This is a genomic window from Nitrosococcus watsonii C-113, from assembly GCF_000143085.1.
Classification (GTDB): domain Bacteria; phylum Pseudomonadota; class Gammaproteobacteria; order Nitrosococcales; family Nitrosococcaceae; genus Nitrosococcus; species Nitrosococcus watsonii.
This window is the reverse complement of the sequence record NC_014315.1, coordinates 3,127,862-3,149,064: the sequence shown is the minus strand read 5'-3', so window position 1 is coordinate 3,149,064 and position 21,203 is coordinate 3,127,862. Positions and strand designations below refer to the sequence as shown.

General features: G+C 49.5%; 25 protein-coding genes and 1 pseudogene. 24 read left to right on the top strand and 2 right to left on the bottom strand.

Annotated elements, in window-relative coordinates; genetic code table 11:
* Positions 1-208: 208 nt before the first annotated feature.
* The 7 genes and pseudogenes from NWAT_RS16410 to NWAT_RS14345 all read left to right on the top strand — a co-directional run.
* Positions 209-316, top strand: a pseudogene (locus tag NWAT_RS16410) (hydrolase); the annotation flags it as partial.
* A gap of 103 nt (positions 317-419) precedes the next feature.
* On the top strand, positions 420-1,952 hold the full coding sequence (locus NWAT_RS14370) for a glutamate synthase-related protein (RefSeq protein WP_041351063.1): 1,533 nt from the start codon (positions 420-422) through the stop codon (positions 1,950-1,952).
* Between the two features lie 131 nt (positions 1,953-2,083).
* The gene (locus NWAT_RS14365; protein WP_013221760.1) at positions 2,084-2,416 is read left to right on the top strand and encodes a YnfA family protein; all 333 of its coding nucleotides are present in this window, start codon (positions 2,084-2,086) and stop codon (positions 2,414-2,416) included.
* A gap of 101 nt (positions 2,417-2,517) precedes the next feature.
* On the top strand, positions 2,518-2,910 hold the full coding sequence (locus tag NWAT_RS14360) for a nuclear transport factor 2 family protein (protein WP_013221759.1): 393 nt from the start codon (positions 2,518-2,520) through the stop codon (positions 2,908-2,910).
* A gap of 60 nt (positions 2,911-2,970) precedes the next feature.
* Complete coding sequence (locus NWAT_RS14355) at positions 2,971-3,228, top strand: hypothetical protein (protein ID WP_157679950.1); 258 nt, start codon at positions 2,971-2,973, stop codon at positions 3,226-3,228.
* Positions 3,229-3,757: 529 nt separating this feature from the next.
* Positions 3,758-5,464: a cation:proton antiporter gene (locus NWAT_RS14350; RefSeq protein WP_013221757.1), complete on the top strand. Its 1,707-nt coding sequence runs from the start codon at positions 3,758-3,760 to the stop codon at positions 5,462-5,464.
* A 69-nt stretch (positions 5,465-5,533) separates the two neighbouring features.
* Complete coding sequence (locus tag NWAT_RS14345) at positions 5,534-6,502, top strand: universal stress protein (RefSeq protein ID WP_013221756.1); 969 nt, start codon at positions 5,534-5,536, stop codon at positions 6,500-6,502.
* Between the two features lie 69 nt (positions 6,503-6,571).
* On the opposite strand, the gene NWAT_RS14340 is transcribed toward NWAT_RS14345, so the two are convergent.
* On the bottom strand, positions 6,572-8,341 hold the full coding sequence (locus tag NWAT_RS14340; protein ID WP_013221755.1) for an ABC transporter transmembrane domain-containing protein: 1,770 nt from the start codon (positions 8,339-8,341) through the stop codon (positions 6,572-6,574).
* Between the two features lie 247 nt (positions 8,342-8,588).
* Positions 8,589-9,056 carry a pyrimidine dimer DNA glycosylase/endonuclease V gene (locus NWAT_RS14335; RefSeq protein WP_013221754.1) on the bottom strand — a complete coding sequence of 156 codons (468 nt, stop codon included), beginning with the start codon at positions 9,054-9,056 and terminating at the stop codon, positions 8,589-8,591.
* 754 nt (positions 9,057-9,810) lie between these two features.
* On the opposite strand from NWAT_RS14335, the gene NWAT_RS14330 reads away from it, so the two are divergent.
* From NWAT_RS14330 to NWAT_RS14255, 17 genes are all read left to right on the top strand, one after another.
* A complete protein-coding gene (locus NWAT_RS14330) occupies positions 9,811-11,025 on the top strand; it encodes a hypothetical protein (protein WP_013221753.1) in 1,215 nt (404 codons plus the stop codon).
* A gap of 250 nt (positions 11,026-11,275) precedes the next feature.
* On the top strand, positions 11,276-11,518 hold the full coding sequence (locus NWAT_RS14325; RefSeq protein ID WP_232420284.1) for a type II toxin-antitoxin system HigB family toxin: 243 nt from the start codon (positions 11,276-11,278) through the stop codon (positions 11,516-11,518).
* Positions 11,518-11,967, top strand: coding sequence for a helix-turn-helix domain-containing protein (locus NWAT_RS14320; RefSeq protein ID WP_013221751.1), 450 nt, complete (start codon positions 11,518-11,520; stop codon positions 11,965-11,967). The genes NWAT_RS14325 and NWAT_RS14320 overlap by 1 nt, the downstream gene beginning before the upstream one ends.
* A gap of 128 nt (positions 11,968-12,095) precedes the next feature.
* Positions 12,096-12,275 (top strand): hypothetical protein, encoded by a 180-nt coding sequence (locus tag NWAT_RS16860; RefSeq protein WP_157679948.1) that lies wholly within the window; start codon positions 12,096-12,098, stop codon positions 12,273-12,275.
* Positions 12,276-12,295: 20 nt separating this feature from the next.
* Entirely contained in the window at positions 12,296-13,513 is a 1,218-nt protein-coding gene (locus NWAT_RS14310; RefSeq protein ID WP_232420153.1) for a linear amide C-N hydrolase, read from the top strand.
* A gap of 161 nt (positions 13,514-13,674) precedes the next feature.
* Complete coding sequence (locus NWAT_RS14305; RefSeq protein WP_013221748.1) at positions 13,675-13,962, top strand: type II toxin-antitoxin system HigB family toxin; 288 nt, start codon at positions 13,675-13,677, stop codon at positions 13,960-13,962.
* A 2-nt stretch (positions 13,963-13,964) separates the two neighbouring features.
* Entirely contained in the window at positions 13,965-14,192 is a 228-nt protein-coding gene (locus NWAT_RS14300; RefSeq protein ID WP_013221747.1) for a hypothetical protein, read from the top strand.
* A gap of 107 nt (positions 14,193-14,299) precedes the next feature.
* Positions 14,300-14,665: an MliC family protein gene (locus tag NWAT_RS14295; RefSeq protein WP_013221746.1), complete on the top strand. Its 366-nt coding sequence runs from the start codon at positions 14,300-14,302 to the stop codon at positions 14,663-14,665.
* A 57-nt stretch (positions 14,666-14,722) separates the two neighbouring features.
* The gene (locus NWAT_RS14290; protein ID WP_013221745.1) at positions 14,723-15,037 is read left to right on the top strand and encodes a hypothetical protein; all 315 of its coding nucleotides are present in this window, start codon (positions 14,723-14,725) and stop codon (positions 15,035-15,037) included.
* Complete coding sequence (locus NWAT_RS14285; protein WP_013221744.1) at positions 15,022-15,237, top strand: DUF2283 domain-containing protein; 216 nt, start codon at positions 15,022-15,024, stop codon at positions 15,235-15,237. The genes NWAT_RS14290 and NWAT_RS14285 overlap by 16 nt, the downstream gene beginning before the upstream one ends.
* A 250-nt stretch (positions 15,238-15,487) precedes the next feature.
* On the top strand, positions 15,488-16,786 hold the full coding sequence (locus NWAT_RS14280) for a hypothetical protein (RefSeq protein ID WP_013221743.1): 1,299 nt from the start codon (positions 15,488-15,490) through the stop codon (positions 16,784-16,786).
* Entirely contained in the window at positions 16,776-17,552 is a 777-nt protein-coding gene (locus NWAT_RS14275) for a ceramidase domain-containing protein (RefSeq protein WP_013221742.1), read from the top strand. Before NWAT_RS14280 ends, NWAT_RS14275 begins: the two co-directional genes overlap by 11 nt.
* Before the next feature lie 98 nt (positions 17,553-17,650).
* On the top strand, positions 17,651-17,806 hold the full coding sequence (locus NWAT_RS17905; protein ID WP_332309883.1) for a BrnT family toxin: 156 nt from the start codon (positions 17,651-17,653) through the stop codon (positions 17,804-17,806).
* Positions 17,797-17,937: a BrnT family toxin gene (locus NWAT_RS17900; RefSeq protein WP_332309896.1), complete on the top strand. Its 141-nt coding sequence runs from the start codon at positions 17,797-17,799 to the stop codon at positions 17,935-17,937. Before NWAT_RS17905 ends, NWAT_RS17900 begins: the two co-directional genes overlap by 10 nt.
* Complete coding sequence (locus NWAT_RS17675) at positions 17,934-18,149, top strand: BrnA antitoxin family protein (RefSeq protein WP_013221741.1); 216 nt, start codon at positions 17,934-17,936, stop codon at positions 18,147-18,149. Before NWAT_RS17900 ends, NWAT_RS17675 begins: the two co-directional genes overlap by 4 nt.
* A 202-nt stretch (positions 18,150-18,351) precedes the next feature.
* Positions 18,352-19,461 (top strand): chorismate synthase, encoded by a 1,110-nt coding sequence (gene aroC / locus NWAT_RS14265; protein ID WP_013221740.1) that lies wholly within the window; start codon positions 18,352-18,354, stop codon positions 19,459-19,461.
* Between the two features lie 479 nt (positions 19,462-19,940).
* Entirely contained in the window at positions 19,941-21,197 is a 1,257-nt protein-coding gene (locus NWAT_RS14255) for an efflux RND transporter periplasmic adaptor subunit (protein WP_013221739.1), read from the top strand.
* The last annotated feature ends 6 nt before the right edge of the window (positions 21,198-21,203 follow it).

Sequence of the window (21,203 nt, the reverse complement as noted above, 5' to 3'; positions counted from 1 at the left end):
TTGGGAGATGCTTTGAAAATCTTCCGGAACTAGCACAAAGGCTGTCAAGAAAGAACTTCGGTTTGCTCAAGAAAAGTCCAAATCATACGTCCCTTCATTGCTAGAGGGTTGGGCATTACTCGAGATCTGGCCCGGATCTCACAACTAGGGGGATTCAACTATGGCTTCATCATTCAAATAAAATCGACTTTCCAAGGACGACGCTGCTTTGCTGTTGGTGGATCACCAAGCTGGACTTATTTCGTTAGTCCAGGACTTTTCACCGAGTGAATTTAAGAACAACGTTCTGGCGACTGCGGCATTTGGCAAGTATTTTAAGCGGTAGTCTGTTAACAATACCATCAAACGGAGCCGCTAGAGGCGGTCCGCTTATGGCTGGTATCATACGGAAAAGTATTCAAGACGTACAGGTGGAGATAATGGCGAAAGCAAAGATAGCGGCTCGTGTTCCGAAACAGGTGAATTCGGAACCGGGCGAATACTATTGGTGTGCTTGTGGGAGATCGAAGCAACAACCGTTTTGTGATGGCTCCCATGTTGGGACCGGTATCAAACCGGTTGCGTTCACAGTTGAGGAAGGGACCAGTGAATGGCTGTGCATGTGCAAACAAACAGGCAATGCTCCCTATTGTGATGGGACGCATAAAACTTTGCCGCCGGATGTAACGGAGCTGGCAATACCCGATAGGAGACCCAAAGCGGAATCTCCGGCTCCAGTCAATACGCCAGAAGAACCAACGGTAGAGTTTATTCATTCATTGGCTAAACACGGTCTAAAATACTATGGGCCGCAAGGTAAAATGGATGCGATGGGTGTGCCGCGCTCCCATCTGCCGGACTGGGGGGATATACAAATTCTTACAGCACAGCTTGCCCGTACGCCTATGCAAGAGGATGCTCCCGTTGATGCAGGGCTTATCATCGGCCCCCATGCAAAAAGGCCCTTGCATCTTGATCTACCCCTTTTCGTCTCAGATATGAGTTTCGGCGCCCTATCGGAAGAAGCCAAAACTGCGTTGGCGCGTGGTGCGGAGTTGGCTGGAACCGGTATCGCTTCTGGCGAGGGCGGTATGCTGCCTGCAGAACAACAAGCTAATTCACGTTATATGTTTGAGCTCGCATCAGCTAAGTTTGGCTATAGCGAGTCGCTGTTGACACGTATTCAAGCGTTTCATTTCAAGGCCGGCCAGGCCGCAAAAACCGGAACCGGTGGGCATCTGCCGGGAGTCAAGGTCAGCGAGGAGATTGCCTCAGTACGCGGTATACCCGTCGGGAAAGACGCGGTGTCTCCCTCCATTTTTCCGGATCTCAAGGTACCCCATGATTTCAAGGAATTTGCTGACTATGTGCGTGAGGTATCTGGTGGGATTCCAATCGGTTTCAAGATGTCGGCCCAGCACATCGAAAAAGACATCGATTTTGCCCTGGAAGCTTCTGCTGATTACATTATCTTGGACGGAAGAGGCGGCGGTACGGGTGCAGCCCCACTTTTGTTTCGTGACAACATAGCTGTTCCTACGATACCGGCGCTCGCGCGTGCTCGTCGGCATTTGCAAGCTACGGGCCGTGAGGATGTCACCTTGATCATTACGGGTGGATTGCGTACACCGGATGATTTCATCAAAGCGCTGTGCTTGGGAGCAGACGGCATTGCGGTAGCCAATAGCGCAATTCAAGCTATTGGTTGCGTGGGTGCTCGAATATGCCATACCAATAATTGCCCAACGGGCATTGCTACACAGAAAGAAGAGCTACGCGCGCGGCTCGATGTCGATGTGGCTGCGGAACGTCTCGCTCGATTCTTTCGCTCGTCAACCGAGCTCATGAAGGTCATGGCCCGAGCATGTGGCCACACCAGGCTGAGCGACTTTAAGACGGATGATATCACCTCATGGAAGAAGTCCATGGCGGACCTTGCTGGTATTCGGTATGCTGGCCTCGCAGCCGATTAACATATGGAGAGTTTTACGAATGGGGTGTGGTTCATTTTTCTAGTACCGAAGACAATGCCCAGATCGGACGCTACTAAAAGCGGCGCTGGTTAGTTTAGTCGTTATATGTTATCGACAAGGAGTCGATTCTTTTGCCTGAGCTGAAGACTGTTGGCTTGTTTCTCATCACTGCATTAGCGGAGATTGTCGGCTGCTACTTAGCATATCTTTGGTTTCGGGAAGGCAAAACAATCTGGCTTTTGGTACCCTGCGCTTTGAGTTTGGGGGCTTTCGTATGGTTGCTGTCGCTGCATCTAACCGCAGCGGGCAGGGTCTATGCAGCCTATGGTGGAGTTTATATTGTCATGGCGATCCTGTGGTTATGGGTAGTCAATGGAATTCGGCCAACCACATGGGATTTAGTGGGATCTGCGGTGGCGCTTTTGGGTATGGCAATTATTATGTTCGCACCTCGCGCCACATAGCAGCCAATTAAGTATGCTCCGTCCTTTTGAGACATCCACTGGACGTGCTTACGCACACCGCTTATTTTAGCGTTAGGTTTCGTTCTCAACTGGAGCTTCTTATGAGCAACAATTTAGATGTTATACGTAGCTTGTACAAGGCATTTGCTGGTGGTGACATCCCTGCAGTTTTGGCAGTATTTTCTCCAGACATGCATTGGACTGAGGCTGAGGGCGGGCCTTATGGTGGCGTCTTTATCGGGCCGGATGCAATCTTAGAGAATGTCTTTATGAAGCTCGGCGAGGAGTGGGATGGTTTTGCTGCAGTGCCTGGCGAGTTTGTGGCAGACGGTTCCACCGTCGTAGTGCTCGGCCAGTACAGCGGCTCCTACAAGGCTACGGGTAAAAGCTTCAAAGCCCCGTTTGCCCACGTCTGGAAGTTTAAGGATGGAAAAGTGGTCTCGTTTCATCAATACACAGACACGGTTGTCCATCAACGTCCATTGCAGGCTTAACTCAGACGTTAGTTACTCATGCCTTTTCTTCCGCAAAATAGATCTGCCTGGCTCATAACTTTGTCGGGCATTACCCTCTTACTCATCTCGCTTTGGCTTCAATTGCCGATGCTCTTGGTCGTTCTCGGCTTCAGCTCAGTTTCTGCTGGCGGCGGCGAATTCATGGTTGGCCTGTTTTTGGGTCTGCCTGCTTTGCTATTTGCAGCGACTTTGCTCGGCATTACTATTCGCAGCCAGTGGCGTTCACGCCTGTCAGTTATACTTTTTTGGCTGTCAATTCTCGGGATTTTTGGTTGGGCCGTTGCCTTTGTGCGTTGAAATTCGAGCTAAATGGTGAAGTCAGGAGATATATTGACCTAAAGAGGGATGCGGCTGCTTCTTATGGTAGCAAGGAATGGGTGTTTCTGGCGCATCGCGTGATAATAACTCCAGGTCAGCGCTTGAGATGGAGGAAAGCGTTTTCCAGCAGATGCCATCATTTGTATAAATCTTTATCATACTCACGCTGAACGATGTGGTTTTTACGGGGCGGAATGACGGCAATCATCAGCCACTCGTAATCAGGCCCGTTAATCCAACTCCCAATAATCTTTCCAAACGCGCTGATCATGCCAGCGGATAAAACACCAGTGATTTCAATAAGGTCCAGGTCTTATCTGATATATTGTAGTTGCGACTTGCGGATGGATTATAGGAGATCTTCTCGTCGCCTATAGAATCACACGCTTTTATCCCGTGACGATGATAGTTAGTTCCGGCGTCTCAGTGGCTAATAATTCATCCAAGTGGATGGGCTACGTGCGCCGCTGAATGGGATATTAGGTCTTCCCGATGAAACAAAAATATTATGATGGAATATCTCATCCAGATTATCCTGCTTTTGGCTACGGCGATCACTGTCGTGGTTGTTTTTCAGCGCTTTCATATCCCGACCAGTTTGGGATACCTGTTGGTAGGAATAGTGCTTGGGCCGCACACGATCGGACCGGTAGTTTCAATGCCGGAGCTGGAAGCGCTGGCCGAATTTGGAGTTGTTTTTTTGTTATTCACCATAGGACTTAATTTCTCTCTGCCCCAAATACACGCATTGCGACACCAGGTTCTCGGACTGGGTACCGGGCAGGTAGCCTTTACTACTTTGGTGGTCGGGTTGATAGCGTGGCTTGCAGGATTTCCGGTTGCCGCCGCATTCGTGTTTGGCGCTGTTTTCGCCCAATCTTCCACTATCATCATTGCCAGTCTGCTCACTGAGCAGGGCGAGGAAAATACTCAGCATGGCCGACTCGGGCTTGCAATGTCGGTTTTTCAGGACGTTACAGCCGTTCCATTTCTCGTAGTCATTCCTGTGCTGGGTATGCCGGTCACAGCGGATGTGCTAGCGGGAACGCTGGGCCTGGCCCTTACAAAGGCCGTGTTTGCCTTCGCGCTTGTCTTTTTTGTCGGACGCTGGTTGCTGGGGCCCTTGTTTCATGTGGTTTCCGAGCGCAGATCAGTTGAAATTTTTACCTTGGCTGTACTATTAATTGCTTTGTTCGCCGCCTGGATCACCAATAGCCTGGGTTTGTCGCTGGCATTTGGTGGGTTTCTTGCTGGGATGATACTGGGCGAAACAGAGTTTCGTCACCAGGTAGAGTCAAGCATCCGTCCCTTTCGGGATGTACTATTGGGCCTGTTTTTTATCGGCATTGGCATGCGTTTCAACCCGGCGGCGATACTCCCCATATGGCACTGGACTCTGCTGGGCGCGTTGCTTATTGTAACGAGTAAGACGCTGATTGTTGCCGCCATGGTGCGTGGGACGGGGATCGATATCCGTGTGGCGTGGCGAACCGGACTGATGCTGAGTGTGGGTGGTGAATTTGGACTTGCTCTTATCGCTATCGCACTCGATTCCGGTGTGGTTGCCATGGAGCTGGGGCAAATTGCCATCACTTCCGTGCTTCTATCGATGATTGCTGGCGCTCTGCTGATCCGTTTCAATAGCACTATAGTGAATTGGTTAGTCAAAACGCCTCGGGCAATAACCCATGATACAGCGGAATTACAGGAGGCGCCGGAACAACAAGTGGTGATTGGCAGCTATGGGCGCGTGGGCCACACCATCGCCATTTTATTGCACTCATGCGGCGTTCCCTTTGTGGCTTTTGATACTGATCCGAAGCGGGTAGTCCAAGGGCGAGCGGATGGACATGCGGTCTGGTTCGGTGATATTGCTGATCCAGGATTACTGTCTTCCATTCATGTAGAAAGGGCTTCCCTGGTCGTGGTTGCCGTTGACAATCCCGACACTGCATTAGGTGTGCTGTCGTATATAAATAGAACCTGCCCACAGGTGCCGGTGATTGTACGGGCACGGGATCTGGAAACCAGTACACGCCTGCTTGCTGCCGGTGCTGCTCACGCTTATCCAGAAGCGATTGAGTCGAGTCTACGTCTTAGTGTCACCGCGATGCAGATGCTCAATGTAGCATCCGATGAGATCGACGAGATGGTTCAAGGCGTGAGAGATCGAGGCTACCGGCCCGTTTTAGAAGATGAGACAAGCGAACCGTAAGATGCTTTATCGGTTACAGATATCACCGAATATAACACCGGTTCTATCAGAATAGAGAGGTCCACTAGGATGAACTTATTCAAAAATATTCTTTACGTATCCGAAGGCGCCGTGGCTCAAGATGCTTCGATTATGCGAGCCGTGTCGTTGGCGGAAAACAATCAGGCGGATTTGACTGTCATAGATGTGGCGCCGGTTATCATGGCGGGTGTCGGTATACTGCGTAGGGGTTCGATATTCAATGAACTGCAAACCGCCACGGTGGACGAGCGCCGTAAAAAACTCGAAGCGTTGATCAAACCTTACCAGAAGCATCTCCGTATTCGGCTGGACGTACTGGTGGGGAGAACATTTCTCGAAGTTATTCGGGCCGTTTTACGCAACGACTATGATCTGCTGATTAAACCGGCTGAGAATCCAGGCTTTATCGAACGGTTATTTGGCAGTGACGACATGCAGTTACTACGCAATTGTCCCTGCCCGGTATGGTTAACACGGGCGGAGGAAAAATCGAAATACGAGCATATACTCGCCGCCGTTGATTTCAATCCGGATATGCCAGATGCAATAGAGCAGGACCTCAACCGGAAGATACTTGACTTATCCGGTTCTCTCGCGTTTTCAGACTTTGCTGCGCTGCATGTGGTTCATATCTGGGATGCCCCGGCGGAGGCGATGTTACGCACATGGGCCGACGATCCGCAGAAGGCAAGCATGACCTATGTCGAAGGCGTGCGTTCAAGTCATGAAAGCGCCTATAATCGCCTGCGGCAACAGCTAATAGAGCGTGTCGGCAAAGACACTAGCGACTATCTCTCCCCTGAATTTCATATGCGTCGAGGGGCTGCCGCTGCTGTTATACCCGACATAGCAAAGCAACTACATGCTGATTTGGTGGTGATGGGTACAGTCGCCCGGACGGGTATCGCAGGTTTGCTTATTGGGAATACCGCTGAAGCCATTCTCGAGCAGTTGCAATGTTCCGTATTAGCGGTTAAACCGCCCGGCTTTGTTTCACCGGTAAAGTTAACTGGATAGCAAGGGCCAGAAGCCTGGCTTTTCCAACAAGAAGTTTCCATTTAAGCACGTATCAAGACAAGATTATCTTTAATGGAAGCCATGTTGAAACTGCAAAGTTGCTAGCTCTGAATATAGTTCGCTGCACTTCATTAATTCCGCATGGGAACCTAAAGCTTCCAAGCGTCCTTGATCGAGGACGGCAATCCTATTGGCTGTTTTTACCGTTGATAGCCGATGGGCAATGACCAGTGTGGTGCGGTTAACCATTAATTTTTCCAGTGCTTGCTGAACCCAGAATTCACTTTGCGAATCCAGCGCGCTAGTGGCTTCGTCCAATAATAAAATAGGGGCATTCGCCAGTATTGCCCGCGCAATGGCAAGCCGTTGTTTTTGACCGCCTGATAGTCCTAATCCAGCATCTCCTAGTTGCGTATGATAACCTTGCGGCAGTTCACAAATGAATTCATGGGCATGGGCCGCTTTTGCCGCGGCTTCAACTTCAGTATCGAGCGCATCAGGTCGAGCATAACGGAGATTATCTATGATGCTGCCATGAAATAAAGCCGGATTTTGCGATACCAGCGCAAAGCATTGCCTCAGCTTGGAGATATTGAGTTGCCGAATATCGACACCCTCTAGTTTGATAGAACCCGTGTACGTATCGAAGAAACGCAATAATAAATCAAACAAGGTGGATTTACCCGCGCCTGATGGACCCACCAATGCTAGGGTTTCCCCCGCTTTGATAGTGAGTGATAGCTCATTAATTACACGGACATCTGGACGTGAAGGATAAGCAAAGTTTAAATGTTCAATTTCAATATTACCGGAGACCGGCGGTAGTGTTTGGGGTTTAGCTGGAGACCGTATTTCGTTGGGCGTAGCCAGTAAGTTTATAGTGCGTTCAGCAGCACCAGCCGCACGCTGCAGTTCGCCGATAACTTCGGAAATAGAAGCGACGGCTGAACCCACGATGACGCTGTAAAAAACAAAAGCGGCAAGCTCGCCACCACTAATCTTTCCGTCAATGACATCCATGCCACCAATTAATAGCATTAAACCGACAGCGCCTAATACTAAAATAATGACCAGCGTGACCAGTAGCGCGCGTTGTATGATTCGGTTCTTAGCGACGGTAAAAGCCTCTTCAACGTGATAATGGAAATTTTTTTTATCTATTTCCTGATGGTTGTAGGCTTGTACTGTTTTTATTTGCCCAAGTATCTCGCCAATATATGCGCCCACAATGGCAATTTTCTCTTGACTTTGACGGGATAACTTGCGTACCCGCCGCCCGAATATCAAAATGGGTATGACTACCAGTGGCACACAGATCATGACAATGGCGGTTAATTTTGCATTGGTGATAAACAGCCAAATAATGCCACCGACCATCATGATAAAATTACGCAAGGCGAATGATACCGATGATCCAATCACTGATTGGAGCAATGTCATATCGGCCGTTAATCGTGATTGAATTTCCAGGCTGCGGTTTTTTTCAAAAAAACCAGGATGTAAATCGATAAGGTGGTCAAATACTCTACGGCGAATGTCGGCGATAACCCGCTCGCCTAGCCATGTCACCCAGTAATAGCGTGTGAATGTACCTATCGCAAGGGCAATAACTAATAAAAAAAATATGGAAACGTATTGGGTTAATACATCCGTTGAGTGGGTTGCAAAACCGCGATCAATTAACAAGCGGATACCTTGCCCAATGGAAAGCGTGATTGCCGCCGTGAACACCAGAGCGATTAGACTGTAAAATACCTGCCATTTGTAAGGAGCAATAAATATTGCCGCCATTTTCATGGTTTGCCAACGAGGACGAATTGAAGATTGTTTATTGGTCATTACTAAAAAATTTAAGTCATAAAAAAGAAAATTGATAAACTTTCTGTGGCATACCTAACACAGAATGGCAGGCTGAGAGAACACCATAATTTTAGTCGCTGTATTTGCTGACCTTTAAAAATCATAAAACCCTAGGCTTAATCTGACGGACACATGCTCTCCATAAATAATAGTCCCTTATGCCGCAGGGACTTTTTTGTGGTTTCAGTTTTTAAGTAAAAAGGTAGCGGAAGGAACCTTAACTGCCCTAGCGGTTAAGGCGGCCAGATTGAGTGCTCTGTTGGGCAGAGATAGCTTCCCACCTCGCAACCGGACCAGCCACTATTTGGAACAACGGGTGCGGTTTAGGTATCGTAACGCCTTGAAACTGGAATAGCCAAGAGGGATCGCGGAATTGGAGTTTATTCTTTAAGTGTGTCCACTCATAATTTAGCTGGCCCTTCGTGACTAGCAGCGCTCCAGCAGAGCCAGGTTGATTGATTTTTCCTCCATTGAAGCGATAGCCGCGACGGAAAGCCTCAACAAGTACGGCCTGCAAGTAAGAGGCGATATAATTTCTGGGCTGCCCAGTTTCTTTAAAACGAACAAGCTGTGGATGATGCTTATAGCCACGAGTTAAACCTGCCAAAACAGCTTGTGCCAGCAGTGCCTCTCGCCATAGGGCAACCAAGCCTTTAGCATCAAGATATTGAGGGTGCAATGACCAAAGCCGCATAATACCCCGCTTAATTTAAGGATGGTCCGATTAATTTTTTCACCATAAAATAATGCCCGTAATTATCAGGCCAGAACAAGCCTATGCGCCAGAAAAGCTTCAGCGGCGGATTCGATAAGCATAGCAAAAAGACTCGCAAGGAACGTTTTCTGGAGGAGATGGAGCAGATAACCTCCGGCGGGCCTTAGCCAAAGAGCTGACGCCGTACTACCCCAATCCACAGGATGGCGGCCATCGGCTGATCAGTCTAGCGCGGATGCTGAAAACTGGGCAATGAAGCGGCATGTCTGTTGCGGCAGGTACAGACGTAGTGTACTTGCAAGTAGGCCGAAATGACCAGAAAATGGCCGATGTGGTGCAGCATTCCCCGGATGCACGAAAAATTTATGGTATCAATTCGTAACGGGCGAAATATTGCGGAGAATGATCAGAGGTTCTCTAAATGAGTTAAAAACCCTTCGGCTTCTTGGACATCCATCTCCAATTTACCGTGTAAAGAGAATAAAGCGTTTAATCCAGCCCACATAAAATTATCCCATGCGAATGTTGTAGGTGTTTTAGACGGATCTTATACCGCACTTGAGCGAGTGATTTTGGAGCTTGGGGAGATGAGGACGTCATTATCTTTAGATTTGGGGTACCTATTTTGTAAGAATAATGAATAAATTATTGAATCTAAAGTTGTATAATTATATTAATAATGAATTCTATAGCTTTAGGGTGCCTATTATAGAGTTAATTTTCAAGAGAAATCATGCGTCGACCCTATAGAGAATTGGGAAAGCCTTTTGCGGTCCGAACCGTAGAGCTTTTGCAGGGCTTGCAACTAATCGCGGAATCTATCCAAAAAGTTCGAGAAGGAGAAGGTCGCTACCTGATGGTGTTATCTGGCCAGCTGCGTTCCCTGGTTGCTGAACGCAGAAAGGGAGAAGTTCCGCTATTACTTGATGTCGCCGATAAGTTTGGAAAGGGTTTAATGATCTACTCCATGCCCGGAGTAGAGGATCCAGCTTTCCCGGAGGAGCTTCGTGCAGATCTCATATTACATGTAACTGGCTTCCCCGTCTCGTTAGAGCGCCAGTTTCCTGCACAGAAAGCGATACTCCTGAACGAGTTTCTCGACCAAGATCTCATTTTGTTTAAGGGTGCTCGTTATACCCCTAGAAAAATCATCGAATGGTATGCGAACAAGGCCGGCGGGGCACATTACGCGAGCAGGATCCCCGAGGATTTTGCGGCGTTGATGACACTGAATCCCATGAACACGCAGCCCCTAGCAAATTTGCTTGTTCAGATCAGCGAAGCAACACTGGCTGCAGGTCGCCAGCTGCTTAGGTCTGTCGTTGAGTTTGAGATTTATGCGCTTGTGGTAATTCCCGAGCAGGAATCGAATGCTGTTCAAGACGTCAATTACCTATTTGACTCCCGGTATGAGGGTAGCGAAATGCGAATCAGCATGTCGCTAAATGCCAGGCTGATGCCAAGTTTTTTTGTCTCTGGACTTCAAGGAGTCTGGGGGCGCGTCGATTGCGATCGGCTTATTGATTGGTCGGAGCCCAAGTTGCTGCATGCGGTTTTAATAATAGAGGATGATTTGTCGACGACGATTGAACTTGCCGTTGATGGAATAAGAGTCGGTCGATCCAACGTTAAGTTTCCTCTTTTTGTACTGTCCGATCCTCTCGACTATGAATCCTATCATAACAGGGCAACAGATGGGCGGCCCCAGAAATTCACTTTCGCTGTAGGCTATGTCCTAATGATCGGACGGGAACTTGGCCCCGAAGAACGAGCTAATATGCTTCTTTACATGAGCAGCAAGCGCACTGATTTGGAACTGAGGGTAATCTGCTACAGTCCGGAAGCTTTTGCCCTTGTAAAAAGGGGAACAAAGCATCTCACAATAACAGGGCAGGCACACCTGAAGCTGGCTCGCGACCTACCGAAGTTTAAGGCAAAACGTGAATAGATATTCGCTTCAATTTGGGACACGTAAACCTAACAAAAGCGTCAATGCGGACCGGCTTTTCCGCTGGCGCTCAAAAGCCGGCCGGTTACGCTAGTCGTTAGGCGCGCATCGCGATGGCCATATATTGTCAATGGTCGGTGGCTGTGTTAGTGTTCACTTATAGTGAACTTATGGGATTGGCGTGCACGTCATATCTAAGAAACCCTTTAGCGAGGCTGCTGAGAAATATCCGAATGACCGACAGTCGATTATGGATACGTACAACGTCTTACGGCAGGGCAGTTTTCCCAGCTCATCTGAGCTTAGAATGGTTTTCCCATCATTGGACAACTTTAAGTACAAGAAGCGTTGGTGGGTCATAGATATGGGTGGCAATAATTTGCGCCTAATCGCTGTAATTCAGTTTGTACATCAACGCGTCTACGTGAAGCATATCGTGACGCATGCCGAATACGACAGGTTGAACTCAAGATACCTCAAAGGAGAATTATAATGCTTGCTACCGAATATCGGGAAGTGGCTGATAGTTTTTCTCATTTTTCCCAAACAGCCCATCGCTTTATCCATATCCGCAACAAGCGTGACTATCAGAAAACGCTGGATCTGATTGAAGAACTCATGACCGAAGCAGAAGATTCTAGATTAGATCCGTTGAATGACCTCATCAAGATACTGGCTGGCGCTGTTGAGGAGTATGAATCAAAACAGGACAAGTTAGTTCGGTTCCACAAGAAGGCTGAAGGTATTGATCCTGGTGTTTCAGCATTAAGATTGCTTATGGAGCAGCATGCGCTAGGAGCATCTGGGCTGCGTGAAGAAATAGGCTCTAAGTCTTTGGTGTCTATGATTTTGTCTGGGCAGCGATCGCTTACTAAAGAGCATATTGCCAAGCTATCAGGCCGTTTCGGCGTAAGCCCGGCGGTGTTTTTTGGGCGGACCTAACAAATCGCTGTAGATGACGTTTGACCGCATATAAAAAAAAGGGTACTCCGAATCACCGCTTAGGTCTCGACTGGCATATCAGCTCTCATAGCCTTAATGGTGATACTCCATTCACACCTGCGGTCTTTATGATGGTTCTTAATAGTGCCTTTGGCTGCATTCACTGCTTGGAAAGGCGCATCTTTAGCCAGCTCAATTACTATGGTTTTTTGTGGCTTAGCACTTTGGGGGAGCCCCATCACTTTGTCCGAGAGGCCACTATTTCTCGCACCTTTATTAATCAGTGGCATCGCATTCGCTATATTTAACAATCAGCGTGGCAGAAAATATGAGATCCAACAATTTGCTGCAGCCGACCGCCAACCCGTTACGCGGGCTGCCGGCCCCTGAGCTCAAGCGTTGGGCTTCAAACGACCGGTGCTGTCTGCCGGCCGAAGTCATCAACGATCGTTTTCTCACCAAAGGAGGGCATACAATGAAGCGACAGATGATTTACCGAACCGTGGCAAGTGCAGCTATTTTCGTGGTTGTGGGATTTGTCTTCTTGCAGGCTGCTGATGCCTGTACGCGTGTTCTTTGGAACGACAGCGGGCTGAACGTCGTGGTGGGAAGGACGATGGACTGGCCGGAGTCTACCCAGCCGGAGATCGTGGTATTTCCACGTGGAATGAAACGGGATGGGGGCCTCCTTGGCACGGAGACTGCGGTCAAGGTGAACCCAGCCAAGTGGACATCCAAATATGCCAGTATGGTGGTCCCGGTTTACGGCATTGGCACCGCTGACGGCTTTAATGAAGCCGGGCTGGCAATTCACATGCTGTACCTCAAAAGTACGGATTTTGGGCCACGCGATCCCAGCAAGCCGGGTGTACAGACTGGTCTATGGGGGCAGTATGCACTGGACAATACGGCGACAGTTGCTCAAGCATTGGCCTTACTCAAGAAGATCCAGCCGGTGATGGTCGAGATGCACGGACATAAGGCCACGGTTCACCTGGCCTTGGAAGATGCCACGGGTGATTCTGCTATCCTCGAGTACATTAACGGCAAGTTAGTCATTCATCATGGCCGCCAATATCGGGTCATGACCAACGATCCAAGCTACGACCAGCAACTCGCGTTGCTGCAGAAGATGAAAAAAGAGGTTGATTTCGCTCATCCAAGCAGTAACACCCCGTTACCCGGTAATGTCAGTGCTACGGATCGTTTCCAGCGGGCGTCTTATTTCTCGGCACTGTTACCCAAGCCAAAGAACGAACGCGAGGAAGTCGCTTCTATACTATCCATTATGCGCAATGTATCGGTGCCATTTGGTGCGCCCTACCAGAGCTTTGGTATTTATAATACTGAGTACCGTACAGTGATCGATCTCAACATCAAGCGTTACTATTTTGAATTGACGACTGCACCGAATGTGATCTGGGCAGATCTTATGAAGTTTGATCTGAATCCAGGTGCATCGGTAATGGTGCTGAATCCGGACAATACCGGCCTGAGTGGGAATGTCACGGATAGGTTTCACAGGGCTGAGAAAGCACCATTTTGAGGGTATCCATCCCCCTTTTTTACTCACTCCAATCCATGTTGGAGCAGTGATTGCCCAACAAGTCAATGTAGCGGACGCGCCTGACGGCGCGCTGCTGATTCCCGGCGTTAGGCGGCTCCTCTGAAGTTGTTCTGTCAGGGCAAGAGGCGTTAACATCGGACATGCACATCATTACACGCAAACGCCTTAATATGTTCGTCGGCAAGTACCCGGAGACTCGATCGGCATTAGCTTATTGGTACAAAGCGGTAAAGCGGCACAATTTTAGCTCCTTTGCGGAGCTGCGTGAGCATTTTCCTTCCGCCGATCAGGTCGGGATGCTGACCGTCTTCAACATTGGCAGAAACAAAGTGCGCTTGATCGCAGCCATTCATTACAATCGTCGCAAGCTCTACATCCGGGCGGTGCTTACACACGCGGAGTACAATCAGGGAAAGTGGAAGGAGTAGGTATGCAAACTATCGAAGTTGACAAGGCACTCAATGCTTGGCCACCGATGGCCAGAATGATCTACGTACCGCACACGGAGGAAGAGTACGAGCGGCTGGTTTCATTCCTTGACAGTTTGATCGATGAAGTCGGAGAAGACGAGGCGCACCCGCTAGCTTCGCTGATGGAGATTGTGGGGGTGCTAATCGAACGTTATGAGGAAGAGCATGTTCCTGAACTCGCCAAGTAGCCACTGTCACAGCAGTAGATGCCTAACTCTGCGCTGCACCGGAGGCCGCTAACGCGGCCCTGGCGAGCTTGGCCGTTATGCCGCAATTTAAGGAGGTTAGAAATACCATGCGTTTAGTGTCTATTGTTCTTATTGTCTTCCTGTCCGCTTGCGGGCAACCATCGACTGATGGCACCGCGTCCACGGAGCAGTCTAGCGATGCAGACTTGTCCTTCAAGTACCAGTGTGAAAGTGGGAAGACAATCATGGTTTCATATCCCACAGACAGTACAGCCGTCGTGGAATACGACGACCACCGACTCCAAATGGAAATTGCGGTCTCGGGGAGCGGAGCACGCTATGTAGGCAAGCGTCTGGAATGGTGGACAAAAGGCAGCGGAGAAGGCGCATCAGGCACGCTGTTTCGTCACTTGGAAGGTGGCACCTCGGGCGAAGCAATCCAACAATGTGCGCAGGTCGCAGATGCACCATAACAATTCGCTGCACGCGCCCGTGAGCTCAGGCGTTAGGCACTATGAGCGATTGATAATATGGCTGTACTAGAGGATTTTAATAAAAGGAGCATCCGGTTAACTGATGAAAGGCGGCAGCATCTGGAATCTGCTCATCCAGAGATGAAAGGGCAAATTCGACGCGTAGGCGAAACACTCGCTAGTCCTGATAAAGTTGTGCGCTCTAGGACAGATTCGTTGGCTGAACTCTTTTATAAATTTTATCATTCCACTCCGGTGACAGAGAAATATCTATGTATCGTGGTGAAGAGCTTAGAAAGCGATCACTTCATCATCACAGCTTACTTCACTGACAGAGTGAAACGAGGTGAGATTCTATGGAAAAGGATGTAACTATTTGGTTTGATGAAGAGGGAGATTATCTCGAAGTTATCTTTGAGCATAAGAAAGGTTATTTTAAGGAAACAGAAAACGATGCGATCATGGAGAAAGTCGATGAACAAGGCAATATTATTGGTTTTTCTGTGTTGAAGGTGAGTGCTTTAAAAGGAAAACAACCTTTATCGGTTACCCTTAAAAGACAAAGTGCCTAACAAGGGCATGGAGTGGGACCGCTCCTTTCAGTCGTGGCCCCTCATGCCTAGTCGTTAGGGCGCATATTTCGCTGTGATGCAAAATGAATCGGCACTTTTCCAGGAAGAAAAACTGCATATGATAGTGCAATCTTGCCGTGCCCGAGGCAATGGGTTATGTTTCAACTGAATTCGCACCCCAGCAAGGCGCTGCAGTTGACCACCACTGTCGCGGCGGTAACTGAGCTTTAGCATTGGGCGAGGAAAGAGGATGTGGAACTGGAACGACATTGAAGCGATGAATCCAGCTGAGCCGGGCCAACGGTCGTCGTTCTTATCTCATCTCATTGAGATTGGAGCGGCATCTGAAGATCTATTGTGCAGATGGGCTGAATATCTTGAGCACTACGGCTCCACAGCAGTCGCATGTTTCTGCCAGCTCCCTTTTCCAATAAACGTCGATTCATCACCTTTCAAAGTCAGGGGCTGGAGAGAAGGTGTTGTTGTTGACTTTCATTGTGAGCCAGTAACATTTGAAATCGATCTTTCTGGGAAGTTCTTAGCGCGCCACAAACATGGCGAAACTTTTAAAGGTCGAACAACAATCGCTCAGAGTGTAGGAACACAAGTTATCGCTGTCATTAGTCTATGGAATGTGCGTGCGAAATTGTATGATGAGTATATTCGTCGTCTTACACCTAAAGGACTAAATGATGGCGTAATTGGGAAATCGTTGGGATGGATGCGACTGCCGTCAGGAAGTTTGCCGCCCAATGCGCGCGAGTACACTCCGTTGAGTGCAGCAGCATTTCAGGGCGAAGTCGCGCGGCGCCTTTCCACGGAAGTATCGCACTCTCTCCAGAATTTCGTCAGCGCTTACTCCATCGGAAATCTTGAAGAAATCCCAAGACATGAAGAACTATATGGCTATTTCATCATGATTGCGCCAGGCCGCGTTGCTTGTGGTTCTGTACCATTACCTGTCCAAGCAGGCTTTATTGCAAGTGAGAGTCAGTTTCCACAATCCAAAGTGAATAGAAGAAGAGTACAAAGCCTCCTTGAAGCATCGTACAACAAAGGAGATCAGGTTCTCACCCAATTGATGGCGATGAAAAAGCTATTAGCGCAGAAAGAACCAGAGCTTGCACTTGTTGGCTTGGTTACCGCAATTGAATGGTTTTTAAATGAGCGATTTCCCGGTGTTGGTCACATCAATCAGTCCGGAAGGAAAACTAGTGCGTCGATATATAGACTAATAAAAAGTGGATCCCTCGCCTTCTTATCCGAAGAAGAAAGAAAACAGTTGATTAAGATTTCCCAATTGAGAAATGAAATTGTGCATGGCTCTCCACCCGGAAGGACTGCAGCCCATTCAGAATCAAGGAGATTAGAGACGGGTTATGTAACAGAGGCCTTACCGTGTACCGCAAGGCAAACCTCCATTTTGGAGCAACTGGTGAAGGTCAGAAAAGCGCTCAACAAGGCGCTACAGCCGACCCCAAAAATGCTGCGCTTTTTCGCGCCGGTTACTTCAAGCGTTAGGCAGATTTACGGGCCCCATGGAAACTAATTCTTTGAGCGTTGGCGCAACCGGTTGGCGCCTGGCCGTCCTTCTTGGATTTTTCTTCGGCACCATGGCGTTGATGTTTTGGGTTGCTCCAATCCCGCAGGATCTGGCGTACCATGCCTTTGCTGATCGCCGGTCACTTTTAGGCATTCCTAATTTCTTCGATGTTATATCGAATCTGCCCTTCGTCTTGATAGGCATCCTTGGCGTGCGTGTATCGCTAGGCCGCTTGCCCAGGGCCATCCTGCCTGCTTGGTTGATGTTTTTCATGGCTGTATCGTTGGTCGGTGTCGGGTCTGCGTATTATCACTGGGCACCTGACAACGACACGCTGGTATGGGACAGACTCCCGATGACGGTGGGTTTCATGAGCTTGTTTGTCGCGCTCCTCGGCGAGTACCTTGATCGGCGCCTCGTTCAAAGACTTCTTTATCCCGCCGTTTTGATAGGGGCGTGTTCAGTGGTTTACTGGCATTTCATGGATGATCTGAGATTCTATGCCTGGGTTCAGTTCATGCCCCTTACAATGATTGCAATGCTGCTCACCCTATACCGGTCGCGTTTTGAGCAGAATGGGCTTCTCCTGATTGCCCTTGGTTGCTATGTATTGGCGAAAGTAGTCGAGTATTACGATGCTGAAATCTTCCAACTGCTTGGCGCAACTGTGAGCGGCCATACGCTGAAGCATTTGCTTGCCTCTGCTGGCTGCCTAACCATGGCCGTGCTGGTGATAAAATGGAACGGAAAGCATGACGCACTACCTGCCTAACAAGGCGCGTATATGGGTTTCCCTCGCAGCCTTCGGCCGCTGAGCTTGGTCATTGGGCGCCATATTGACCTATTGGTGGTTCGGCATACAATGTATGTATGATTGAATTCGAATGGGACATCGCTAAGGCGCACTCTAACGTTAATAAGCACGGGGTCTCGTTCGAAGAGGCGAAATCTGTATTCTATGATGAATACGCGCGCCAGTTTTTTGATGAGGATCACTCGGGGTCTGGGAGCGTTTTATCCTGCTAGGACTAAGCGACCACTCACGCGTTCTTGTCGTATGTCACTGCGAGCGCGCTCAAGGACAATCTATTCGGCTTATCTCGGCTCGTAAAGCAACCTCGAACGAGCGCGCGTACTATGAAGGTCCAATGCCATGAGAAAAGAGTATGATTTTTCGAAAATGAGGTCTCGAAAAAATCCCTACGCTGCGAAACTCAAACGTCAGGTCACGATTCGTATGCGGGATGATGTCATTACGTATTTTAAAGACATGTCCAAAGAAACGGGCATTCCGTATCAAAGCTTAATCAATCTGTATCTTCGAGATTGCATGGCTGCTGGTCGGAAGCCCGACCTTTCCTGGAAATAAGGGCACCCAACAGGTCGCTGCAGTTGACTGCCTATGTCGTTGGCGCTCCTCTGGCGGCAACTGAGCTAAAGCGGTTGCGCCCTTTATATTCCAAGGTATATTTGGGATTTGAGCAAAATCCGCGTCAACCCTCGTTTGCGCGGGTGGGGAGTCTCACCCTCGCACCTAGCCCTCAGCGTCTAATGGACTTACAATAACCGCCATGTCTGGCAATACTCTTGGCAAGTTTTTTACCGTAACCACCTTTGGCGAAAGCCACGGGCCGGCCTTGGGCTGTATTGTGGATGGTTGCCCGCCAGGTTTGGTCCTGTGCGAAGCGGATATTCAAATTGACCTGGATCGGCGCCGGCCCGGTAAGTCCCGTCATACTACCCAGCGCCGGGAACCGGATCAGGTCCAGATCCTCTCCGGGGTGTTCGAGGGAAAAACTACCGGCACTCCCATCGGTTTATTCATTGAAAATGTCGATCAACGCTCCCGGGATTACGATAAAATCAAGGAGCAAATCCGGCCCGGCCATGCAGACTATACTTATTTGCAAAAATATGGCCTGCGGGATTACCGGGGAGGGGGGCGTTCCTCGGCCCGGGAGACGGCCATGCGGGTAGCTGCGGGCGCTATTGCCAAGAAATACTTGGCCGAGCGGCATGGCGTAAAAATTCGAGGGTATCTGGCTCAGCTTGGCCCCATTCGGGCTGAACGATTTGACTGGGAAACGGTAGAGAAAAATCCTTTTTTCTGCCCGGACCCGGATAAAATACCCGAACTTGAAGCCTATATGGATGCCCTCCGGAAAGAAGGTGATTCCATTGGCGCCCGGATTAACGTGGTGGTTACCGGAGTCCCTCCCGGTTTGGGCGAGCCAGTCTTTGATCGTCTCGATGCGGATTTGGCCCATGCCCTTATGAGCATTAACGCCGTTAAGGGCGTGGAAATCGGTGCCGGTTTCGCCGCGGTGACCCAAAAGGGTACTAGCCATCGTGACCCTCTTACCCCGGAAGGTTTCCTCAGTAACCATGCGGGCGGCGTCCTGGGGGGGATTTCCACGGGGCAGGATATTCTTGCCAGTATTGCCCTGAAACCTACTTCCAGTCTCCGTTTACCCGAGCGTACCATTAACAGCCGGGGCGAGGCGGCGGAAGTCATTACTACGGGCCGCCATGATCCTTGCGTTGGCATTCGGGCAACGCCTATTGCCGAAGCCATGGCTGCCTTGGTGCTGATGGACCATCTGTTGCGCCACCGCGCCCAAAATATGGACGTTCAGCCGAGTTTGCCGTCCATTCCCGCTTATCCCGGTGGTGGCGGTTAACGCTAGTCCTATAGGGCTGGTAAAATTCTACTATGAGAGATTAGAGCAACTATGATATATCTTTTTCTTTTTTATTTTTCCTTTGCCATTATCCTTTACTTCGTGGCGCGAAAAAAAGGCCGCGAACCGGTCTTCTGGGCGGGATTGGGATTCTTTTTTGGTCCTCTGGCGCTTTTAATCCTGCTTTTTTCCAAGGAGCCGCAACTCCCTAACATTTCTAAGACTAGCAAAAAGCTTCCCAGGCGCAGTAGCAAACGGGCAGCCTGAGCCAGCTTGCTTCCAGCCGCTTAAGAGAGAAAAACTCTGCTGCCCGCGGGCGGTCTAACCAGCAGCACAAAGACTTCTTACCAAGAAATCCGGTAAGAAACTCCTTCATACGATAATGTCCTTTAACTTGCTGAAACAGTGACAGGATTTATTTTCTGTGGAGTAAGGTTCTAGTAGCTCCTGGTATCCAGAGAGAGAGTTAAGGAAGTTTTATGCCAGCCAGAGGTAAGGTTGTAAAAATAGCATCCCCTTTCATTATTCTACTTGTTGCCGTGGCCATCTTTGCGGGCTTGTTTCAAAGCAGGCCGACCAAACCTGCGGTGAGCAAGAAAGAAACCGTGTGGCGGGTGGCGGTCACACAAGTCGATCCCCGTCCAAGACGACCCATGCTTCCCCTATATGGCCGTATTGAAACTCCCCGTTCGAGCAAGCTTCGGGCTGCCATCACGGCGGATGTTCAGGAGGTTAAGGTAGAAGAGGGGGATCTCGTTCGCCGTGGTCAATTGCTGGTTCAGCTCGATGAGCAGGAAGTCAAGCTGGAGTGGATGCAGCGTCAAGCAGATTTAAAAGAGATTGAAGCGTTTATTGCAAGCGAGAAAGTTCGGCATACTCATGATTTAAAAGCGTTAAAGCACGAGAAATCCTTATTGGCCTTAAGCCGCCGGGCGGTAGAGCGGGCCGAAATCCTAGAGCAGCGCAAGCTCACCCCCCGGTCAGTCCTGGATGAAGCACAGCAGGCTGCCGGACGGCAAGCCTTGGAGCTTAATAACCGCCTGCTTGCGATTGATGATCACCAGGCCCGCTTGGCGCAACTCAAAGCCCGGCAACTTCGGGCTCAGGCGCTGTTGGATCAGGCCAAGCTAGATCTGGAACGGACTCGAATTACATCTCCCTATACGGGCCGGATTGCATCGGTTGCCATCGCTGCGGGGGACCGGGTGCAGTCCGGTGATGAATTACTTGAAATTTATGATACCGATGCTTTGGAGGTCCGGGCGCAAATTCCTTCTAGCTATGCTGGTCAAATCCGTAAGGCATTAGCGCAAAATGTACCACTACGGGCTGCTGCCAAGGTGGATGGAAGCGCGTTGCTCTTTTCCCTTGATCGGCTGGCAGGGCGGGTGGAGAGAGGCAGCGGCGGCGTTGATGCGTTGCTTAAGCTAAAGAAGCCAGAACATGCTGCCTTGCCCCTTGGCAATTTTGTCGAGTTGCGATTACAACTACCGCTAGCAGAAGACGTAGTGATGCTGCCCTTTGAAGCCATCTACGGTCTGGATCGGGTTTATAAGCTGGTGGGAGGACGGATGCAGGCCGTTGCAGTGGAGCGAATTGGCGAGTATCCAGATAAGGAGGGGCAAATTCAGGTGCTCGTGAAAAGCCCGCAACTGGGAGAAAATGATCAAGTTATCACCACCCAGCTTCCCAATGCCATGGAAGGGTTGCGGGTAGAGGTCGTCGCAGACTCGTGAGTACTC

What these genes read in the sequence shown, in the direction of transcription:
- NWAT_RS14370 (WP_041351063.1), top strand. Translation starts at nt 420, where the DNA reads ATGGCGAAAGCAAAGATAGCGGCTCGTGTTCCGAAACAGGTGAATTCG.
- NWAT_RS14360 (WP_013221759.1), top strand. Translation starts at nt 2,518, where the DNA reads ATGAGCAACAATTTAGATGTTATACGTAGCTTGTACAAGGCATTTGCT.
- NWAT_RS14350 (WP_013221757.1), top strand. Translation starts at nt 3,758, where the DNA reads ATGATGGAATATCTCATCCAGATTATCCTGCTTTTGGCTACGGCGATC.
- NWAT_RS14345 (WP_013221756.1), top strand. Translation starts at nt 5,534, where the DNA reads ATGAACTTATTCAAAAATATTCTTTACGTATCCGAAGGCGCCGTGGCT.
- NWAT_RS14340 (WP_013221755.1), bottom strand. Translation starts at nt 8,341, where the DNA reads ATGACCAATAAACAATCTTCAATTCGTCCTCGTTGGCAAACCATGAAA.
- NWAT_RS14335 (WP_013221754.1), bottom strand. Translation starts at nt 9,056, where the DNA reads ATGCGGCTTTGGTCATTGCACCCTCAATATCTTGATGCTAAAGGCTTG.
- NWAT_RS14330 (WP_013221753.1), top strand. Translation starts at nt 9,811, where the DNA reads ATGCGTCGACCCTATAGAGAATTGGGAAAGCCTTTTGCGGTCCGAACC.
- NWAT_RS14325 (WP_232420284.1), top strand. Translation starts at nt 11,276, where the DNA reads ATGGATACGTACAACGTCTTACGGCAGGGCAGTTTTCCCAGCTCATCT.
- NWAT_RS14320 (WP_013221751.1), top strand. Translation starts at nt 11,518, where the DNA reads ATGCTTGCTACCGAATATCGGGAAGTGGCTGATAGTTTTTCTCATTTT.
- NWAT_RS16860 (WP_157679948.1), top strand. Translation starts at nt 12,096, where the DNA reads ATGATGGTTCTTAATAGTGCCTTTGGCTGCATTCACTGCTTGGAAAGG.
- NWAT_RS14310 (WP_232420153.1), top strand. Translation starts at nt 12,296, where the DNA reads ATGAGATCCAACAATTTGCTGCAGCCGACCGCCAACCCGTTACGCGGG.
- NWAT_RS14305 (WP_013221748.1), top strand. Translation starts at nt 13,675, where the DNA reads ATGCACATCATTACACGCAAACGCCTTAATATGTTCGTCGGCAAGTAC.
- NWAT_RS14300 (WP_013221747.1), top strand. Translation starts at nt 13,965, where the DNA reads ATGCAAACTATCGAAGTTGACAAGGCACTCAATGCTTGGCCACCGATG.
- NWAT_RS14295 (WP_013221746.1), top strand. Translation starts at nt 14,300, where the DNA reads ATGCGTTTAGTGTCTATTGTTCTTATTGTCTTCCTGTCCGCTTGCGGG.
- NWAT_RS14290 (WP_013221745.1), top strand. Translation starts at nt 14,723, where the DNA reads ATGGCTGTACTAGAGGATTTTAATAAAAGGAGCATCCGGTTAACTGAT.
- NWAT_RS14285 (WP_013221744.1), top strand. Translation starts at nt 15,022, where the DNA reads ATGGAAAAGGATGTAACTATTTGGTTTGATGAAGAGGGAGATTATCTC.
- NWAT_RS14280 (WP_013221743.1), top strand. Translation starts at nt 15,488, where the DNA reads ATGTGGAACTGGAACGACATTGAAGCGATGAATCCAGCTGAGCCGGGC.
- NWAT_RS14275 (WP_013221742.1), top strand. Translation starts at nt 16,776, where the DNA reads ATGGAAACTAATTCTTTGAGCGTTGGCGCAACCGGTTGGCGCCTGGCC.
- NWAT_RS17905 (WP_332309883.1), top strand. Translation starts at nt 17,651, where the DNA reads ATGATTGAATTCGAATGGGACATCGCTAAGGCGCACTCTAACGTTAAT.
- NWAT_RS17675 (WP_013221741.1), top strand. Translation starts at nt 17,934, where the DNA reads ATGAGAAAAGAGTATGATTTTTCGAAAATGAGGTCTCGAAAAAATCCC.
- aroC (WP_013221740.1), top strand. Translation starts at nt 18,352, where the DNA reads ATGTCTGGCAATACTCTTGGCAAGTTTTTTACCGTAACCACCTTTGGC.
- NWAT_RS14255 (WP_013221739.1), top strand. Translation starts at nt 19,941, where the DNA reads ATGCCAGCCAGAGGTAAGGTTGTAAAAATAGCATCCCCTTTCATTATT.